General features: G+C 55.7%; 6 protein-coding genes. 5 read left to right on the top strand and 1 reads right to left on the bottom strand.

The features are described 5' to 3' along the window. Together QZ511_RS15985 and QZ511_RS15980 are read left to right on the top strand one after the other, a co-directional pair. Positions 1–334: hypothetical protein (locus QZ511_RS15985; protein WP_295803944.1), on the top strand; the 334-nt coding region annotated here is incomplete at its 5' end. 339 nt (positions 335–673) lie between these two features. Beyond that, a complete protein-coding gene (locus tag QZ511_RS15980) occupies positions 674–1,207 on the top strand; it encodes an NUDIX domain-containing protein (RefSeq protein WP_295803942.1) in 534 nt (177 codons plus the stop codon). A 116-nt stretch (positions 1,208–1,323) separates the two neighbouring features. Here the strand turns inward: QZ511_RS15980 and katG are convergent, their stop codons facing one another. Then, positions 1,324–3,468 carry a catalase/peroxidase HPI gene (gene katG / locus QZ511_RS15975; protein ID WP_295803941.1) on the bottom strand — a complete coding sequence of 715 codons (2,145 nt, stop codon included), beginning with the start codon at positions 3,466–3,468 and terminating at the stop codon, positions 1,324–1,326. Positions 3,469–3,746: 278 nt separating this feature from the next. Between katG and QZ511_RS15970 the strand changes: the two genes are divergently transcribed. The 3 genes from QZ511_RS15970 to QZ511_RS15960 form a co-directional block, all read left to right on the top strand. Next, positions 3,747–4,547 (top strand): hypothetical protein, encoded by an 801-nt coding sequence (locus tag QZ511_RS15970; RefSeq protein WP_295803940.1) that lies wholly within the window; start codon positions 3,747–3,749, stop codon positions 4,545–4,547. Positions 4,548–4,602: 55 nt separating this feature from the next. Further along, the gene (locus QZ511_RS15965; RefSeq protein WP_295803939.1) at positions 4,603–5,187 is read left to right on the top strand and encodes an exopolysaccharide biosynthesis protein; all 585 of its coding nucleotides are present in this window, start codon (positions 4,603–4,605) and stop codon (positions 5,185–5,187) included. A gap of 452 nt (positions 5,188–5,639) precedes the next feature. Further along, a partial coding sequence (locus QZ511_RS15960; RefSeq protein ID WP_295803937.1) for a protease inhibitor I9 family protein occupies positions 5,640–6,539 on the top strand: 900 nt, incomplete at its 3' end.

Genomic DNA, 6,539 nt, shown 5'->3' with positions numbered 1-6,539 from the left:
CAAGATAGTGAACTTGCTGGCCAAAATTGCGAGCCCGGACGAAAGCGACTGGCGGTGCTTCAGGGATGAGGCGCTGTTCTTGCACACCGCTCTCTGCTTCTCACCCACAATACAAAACACTGCTGGCTGGCACTGGATTGGCGGCAAGGAAACTTTGCAGCGTTTCCGCGCGCTTCAACACCGCGCCCGCCCCTTGCACGATTGCGCCGAGGTAGCCATGGACGTGGAACGGCAACTGCTATTGACGCCCTACCCCGATTACCGACAGTTGAGCAATATTCTGGTGACCCGCATCCGTACCAGGTTGAGTGGTGAAGGGTTTTACACACTGTAAAAATAGAAAAATCAGAAGCAGGCTGGCACTCAATGCCTTAATCGTAAATCCCTTTTCCCCGGTGAACTCTGTCCATTACGTTATTCCAAACACTACAGGTCACCGGTTTTCAGCAGATAGAGATGCCGTTACTGCACAATGAGAGAAAATTCCGCTGTTGGTGCCGAACCGAGCAAATACTGACCTGGGCAAATTACTCAATGCTATAGTGGACAATTATCAACCAACCCTGATCACCCCGAGCCGAAGTATCAGTGAGGAATGGAGTAAAAATTGCTCAGAAATCTCTATACAGCAGTTAAATATTTCCTTCTAACCACAGGGTTTGTCACTTTTTCTGTGACACTGCTGCTGCTTGCCGTTCCCGACGTTAAGTACAAGATCTACAAGGCGTTGCCGCCCCAGCTGCGCTGGGAGATTTCCTACGCCCTCAGCGACAAGTTTTTGATCGGGCTCATCTATTTCGTGGAAAAAGATGACCAGATCCTGCTGGTCAAGCACTCCTACCAGGACAAGTGGGGCCTGCCCGGGGGCTGGCTCAATAAACGTGAGACCCTGGAGCAATCCGCCACCCGGGAATTGCAGGAAGAGCTGGGTACCGGATTGAGCGATTTTGAAATCCTCACCATTCGCAAGGTACCCAACGCACAGATCATCGATGTTGCCGTACGTGGCAGAATTTCCGGGGATGCGGTCAAAACCACTGACGCGGAAATCGAGTCGTTTCGCTTCTTTCCCCGCGATGCCCTGCCCGAGGATCTGATCCGTACACATAAGCCATTCGTGAAGGAGTACCTTGCGCGAATGGCGCAACACGAGCCGGTGGAGGCGGTCCCGGTGGCCAATTCACTGCCGGCCAGTGGTGCCAAATAACTTTCCTCCCGCTTGCAGCCCGGCAATCCCCACCGGCATTTTGTTTCGGGTATAAAAAATCGGCCAACCGGGGTTCATCCGGTCGGCCGACGGTCGATATTTAGCCCGGAACCGGATCAGTTATCGTAACGGTCCAGATTCATGACTTTCGCCCAGGCATCGACAAAGTCATTCACGAACACCTTGTCCGCATCCTCCGTCGCGTAATACTCGGCGACTGCGCGCAATTCGGAGTTGGAACCGAAAATCAGGTCCACGGGCGTCGCTGTCCATTTGACCTTGCCGGTCTCGCGATCCTTCCCTTCGTAAATCCCTTCCCCCTTGGATGACCTGGACCACTCGGTGTCCATGGTCAGCAGGTTGACGAAGAAGTCGTTGGTCAGCGTTCCGGGTTTATCGGTGAAGACCCCGTGCTTGGAGTTGCCGGAATTGGCGCCCAGTGCCCGCATGCCACCCAGCAGCACGGTCATCTCCGGAACCGAGAGCGTCAGCAAGTCGGCGCGGTCCACCAGCATCTCGGCGGGAGACACGGAGTTGCCCTTTCCGTAGTAATTGCGGAAGCCATCTGCCATGGGTTCGAGCCAGCCGAAAGACTCCACATCGGTCATTTCCACGGTTGCATCTGCCCGCCCGGGCTTGAAGGGTACGTGCACATTGTGCCCGGCCTTTTTCGCCGCCTCTTCGATCGCCGCGTTGCCAGCCAGTACAATGGTATCGGCGAGAGACACCTGTTTGCCGCCAGACAGGGAACCGTTGAAGTCCTTCTGAATAGCCTCCAGTTTCCCCAGTACTTTCGCCAGCTCCTGCGGATCGTTTACCGGCCAGTCTTTCTGCGGCGCGAGTCGAATCCGCGCGCCATTTGCCCCACCCCGCATGTCTGACCCGCGAAAGGTAGACGCGGAAGCCCAGGCAGTGCGCACCAGTTCCGGTACCGTCAGGCCGGAGGCGATAATCTTTTTCTTGAGATTCAACACATCCCCTTCATCCAGCAACGGGTAGTCCACGGCGGGGAGCGGGTCCTGCCAGAGCAGGTCCTCTTTGGGAACTTCACTGCCCAGATAGCGGGCTTTGGGTCCCATATCCCGGTGGGTGAGCTTGAACCAGGCGCGCGCGAATGCATCTTCGAGTTCTTTCGGGTTCTTGTGAAAGCGCTCGGATATTTTGCGGTAGGCGGGATCCTCTTTTAGCGAGAGATCCGTGGTCAGCATGATCGGGGCGTGGCGCTTACCGTCGATATGCGCGTCTGGCACCATATTGGCGGCATTTGGATCTGTCGGTATCCAGACGGTGCCACCGCCCGGCGACTTGCTTTTTTTCCACTCGAATTTGAACAGGTTGTCCAGGAAGTTGTGACTCCACTGCATCGGAGTGATGGTCCAGGCGCCTTCCAGACCACTGGTGAAGGTATCCTCGGCATTGCCCTTGCCACACTTGTTCTTCCAGCCGAACCCCTGCTGCTCGATGGGCGCCGCGGCCGGCTCTTTGCCAACACAGTCCGCCTTGACCGCGCCGTGGGTTTTACCGAATGCGTGGCCACCGGCAATCAGGGCGACGGTCTCCTCGTCATTCATCGCCATGCGACCAAATGAGAGACGAATTTTTTCTGCCGCGGACTTCGGATCGAGGTTGTGGCCCGGCCCTTCCGGGTTGACATAGATCAGCCCCATCACCGTGGCAGCCAGCTTGCGGTCGAGGTTCTTGCCCTTAAAGCGCTTTTCATAGTCCAGCATCTGGGTTTCCGGGCCCCAGTAGACAAGCTCCGGCTCCCAGTCGTCCTCGCGACCACCGGCAAACCCGAAGGTCTTGAAGCCCATGGACTCCAGCGACACATTACCGGTCAGTATCATCAGGTCTGCCCAGGAAATTGAACGACCGTATTTCTGCTTGATGGGCCACAGCAGTCGCCGCGCCTTGTCGAGACTGACATTGTCCGGCCAGCTGTTGAGTGGATCAAAGCGCTGCTGACCACCGCCGGCACCACCGCGACCGTCACCAACCCGGTAGGTACCTGCGGCATGCCACGCCATACGGATCATCAGCGGACCATAATGATCATAATCCGCCGGCCACCAGTCCTGGGAGGTGGTCAGCACCTGTTCGATATCTTTCTTGACCGCATTGAGGTCCAGGCTGTTGAACGCTTTGGCGTAATCGAAATCGTCTTCCATCGGGTTAGATGACTTGCCGTGATCACGCAAAGGCGCGAGATCAAGCTGGTCGGGCCACCAGAACTGGTTCGACTTGGGCACACCCGCCGGCATTGGCTTGTCCTGAGCAAACACAAAGCCAGAACCCGAAGAAAATACTGTCGCAGCCGTCAACATGACTGCAGCGGAAAGTGCATTTAACCGCATGAAAGTCGCCTCCATAAATTATCAGATACCCCGCAGTGATCTGAAATATAGGAAACTCTCCCGCAGATGCGGGGGCGACGCTCATACTTTCGGGCAAACACAAACAATCAGGCGACAATTATCGAAAGCGTGCAGGAACACAGGCTCTCGACCAAACTTTAGGGAAAACGTCAGCCTCTACCTTTATGATCAGAAACCAGTTTGACCTTCCATCGCTAGGGGTCTTTGCCGCGTTTTCCATTATTCTGGTGCTGGCAACACTGGCAGTCGGAAATATGCTCGGTCGACACTCTGCGCGCCAGGGGGATATGAATGACACCTCCATTGGCAGTGCCGTTGCGGCCATGCTCGGCCTGCTGGCGTTTATGCTTGCGTTCACCTTCAACTCTGCGGCCGAGCGTTTTTCCGAGCGCAAGGCACTGTTGCTCAATGAGGTCAATGCGATCTCCACCACCTATCTACGCGCAGACCTGCTGCCGCTCGGAGAGCGCAAACAGGCGCGGTCGCTGCTGGCGGAATATGTCGCATTGCGTAATTTCGATCCGAAGACCATGGAATCAGAAAGGTTTATCAATTTGCTAAAGCGCAGCGACGAGATTCAACAGGAGCTCTGGCAGATAGTGGCAACACTCAGTGCTTCGGGGTACGAAGGGGTAAGATTAAACAAGTTTGTCGATTCCCTGAATGAAGTGATCGACTTCCATACATCGCGATTTTTTGTCGGCACGCATTACCGTATTCCAATGCCGATCTGGGGTGCCCTATTTGCCGTCACCGCCCTGAGTATGCTCGCCATCGGCTTCCAGCTTGGGTCTGGTCGTCGTGGTTCTCCTCAGGTTGCCATTGCCCTGGCCCTGTCATTTTCTGTGGTCATCATGCTAATCGCCGACCTGGACCGTTCCTACGAGGGCCTGTTGATCATGGACCACACGCCAATGGCAGTGCTGGACACACAGTTGCAGGCCGCGGAGCAGAAGGTGCATTAGGAATAGCCAATCCCTGGCACACCCGAAATCCCCAACCAAAGCGGCTGACGCGCCCATGCCCGAGGAAATCACCAACCTCACACAATTGCTGTTTCAGCTGGAAAGGCTGGCGCGCACACGGGACCATATATCACTGGAAATGGTGATGCAGGTGGTCGGCCGTCGCTCCTTCGCCCCCATTCTGCTGCTCGCCGGGCTGCTACTGTTCTCCCCTCTCTCGGGCATACCGGGAGTACCGACGCTGATGGGAATTCTGGTGCTGCTGGTGACGATACAGATGCTCGCCCTGCGCAAACATTTCTGGTTGCCGGGGTGGATGCTTCACCGCTCAATTCCCCAGAGCAAACTCCTGAAAACCCTGCACTGGCTGGAAAGGCCGGCGACAGTGCTGGACCGCTGGATAAAACCGCGCCTCGAGATACTGGCGACGCGCGTCGGTAGCGTTGTGGTGGCTTTGGTCTGTTGCGCCATTGCCCTGCTGTTGCCGCTGATGGAGGTGGTGCCCTTTTCCGCCTCGATTGCCGGTCTGGCGCTGGCCACTTTCGGGCTCGCAATCATTGCTCACGACGGCCTGCTGGTGCTTATCGCCATCGTCATTACCGGGCTGGTTCCCGGGTTGATCGTCAATACATTCCTTTAAACACCCCCACAATCAAACCTTCCGTCAATAGGCTGATAGCCGCCTCCGCCGACATGAAGTAATCCTGCTGCCCCCGTTCGAAACGTAAACAACACCGCCCCGGACAGCATCACAACGGCCACTTTTTGTGCAAAAACCAGCAAAAGTGCTGGCCGGAAATAACCGTTCCATAACGGTGCATATATTTCCATTTAAGGGCACTCACAAGCGCAAACTACCTGTCATTAATGACATAAATCCATATACAACAACAAAACAAATGGATGTGACAAACCGTTACCAAGCACCGCTCCGACGCCATATTCCACCAGGTTCAATTCCGCTATAACGGCCGACCGCGATGAAAATCGCACCCATTACTTAGTGGTAAATCGCGGAGTGTCCAGCGGGTAATTTCTGAACGGAAACTACCCGACACACATGGCCACCCGCGGCAATAAGGTTAAATAACTATGCATAATGACAATAAGGCACGCTTCTCCAAGTGTCTTATCGCCAGCATTACCGCGCTATACGTAGCCGGTGGTGTCGCGGCGGTAGACTCTAGTTCGGAGTATCGTACCGGGCTTCACGCATCCAAGCTGACACTGGAAATGATCCAGGCTCAGAAGGATGAAGGTTCGATGGAAATCCAGGGCAGCATCTACGAAAACCGGCAGCTCGGTACCAACCAGGTTCGCACCGGCAGTAAAAGTCCGGTTTTCGTACCGCAGGACAATGTTTCCGGTGAGGTTTCCTACATCGTTCAGTTGAGCGATGAATCGGTTGTGAATTACAGCAACGACCTCAGCCAGCTGAATGGCGGCGCATCGCCGCTCAATAACAACTTCAAGGCACTCAAGGACAGCCGTGCGGTACAGCAATACCGCGCGCAGCTGGGCCGCGCGCAGTCTGACCTGATGAGCCAGGCCAAGGCACGCGGCATCCGCTTTGACGTACAGCGTCAGTTCACCATGGCGACCAACGGCATGGCGGTCCGCATGACCCAGGACCAGGCCATGCGCATGGCGGAAATGCCGGGCGTTAAACGCATTACTCCCTCGCGTATTTTCGATCTCAATTCCGACCGCTCGGTAGAATTCCTCGGTGCGGACAAGGTGCACGACGGTTCCGTTACCAGTGGTGTTCCCTACCAGGGTGAAGGCATGGTCCTCGGTATCATTGATACCGGCATCAACACCGACCACGTAGCATTTGCTCCTGTCGGTGGTGATGGTTATGAACACACCAACCCGCTGGGCGAAGGGGTTTACCTGGGAGACTGTGCCGAAGACGCTTCCCTGTGTAACGACAAGCTGATCGGTGTGCACTCCTATCCGGTGATTACCGACGCTTACAAATACTGGCAGCCG

The sequence above is a fragment of the uncultured Microbulbifer sp. genome (assembly GCF_913055755.1).
Lineage (GTDB): Bacteria > Pseudomonadota > Gammaproteobacteria > Pseudomonadales > Cellvibrionaceae > Microbulbifer.
Note: the sequence above shows the minus strand (reverse complement) of the source record. Positions and strands in the feature narration are given on the sequence as shown.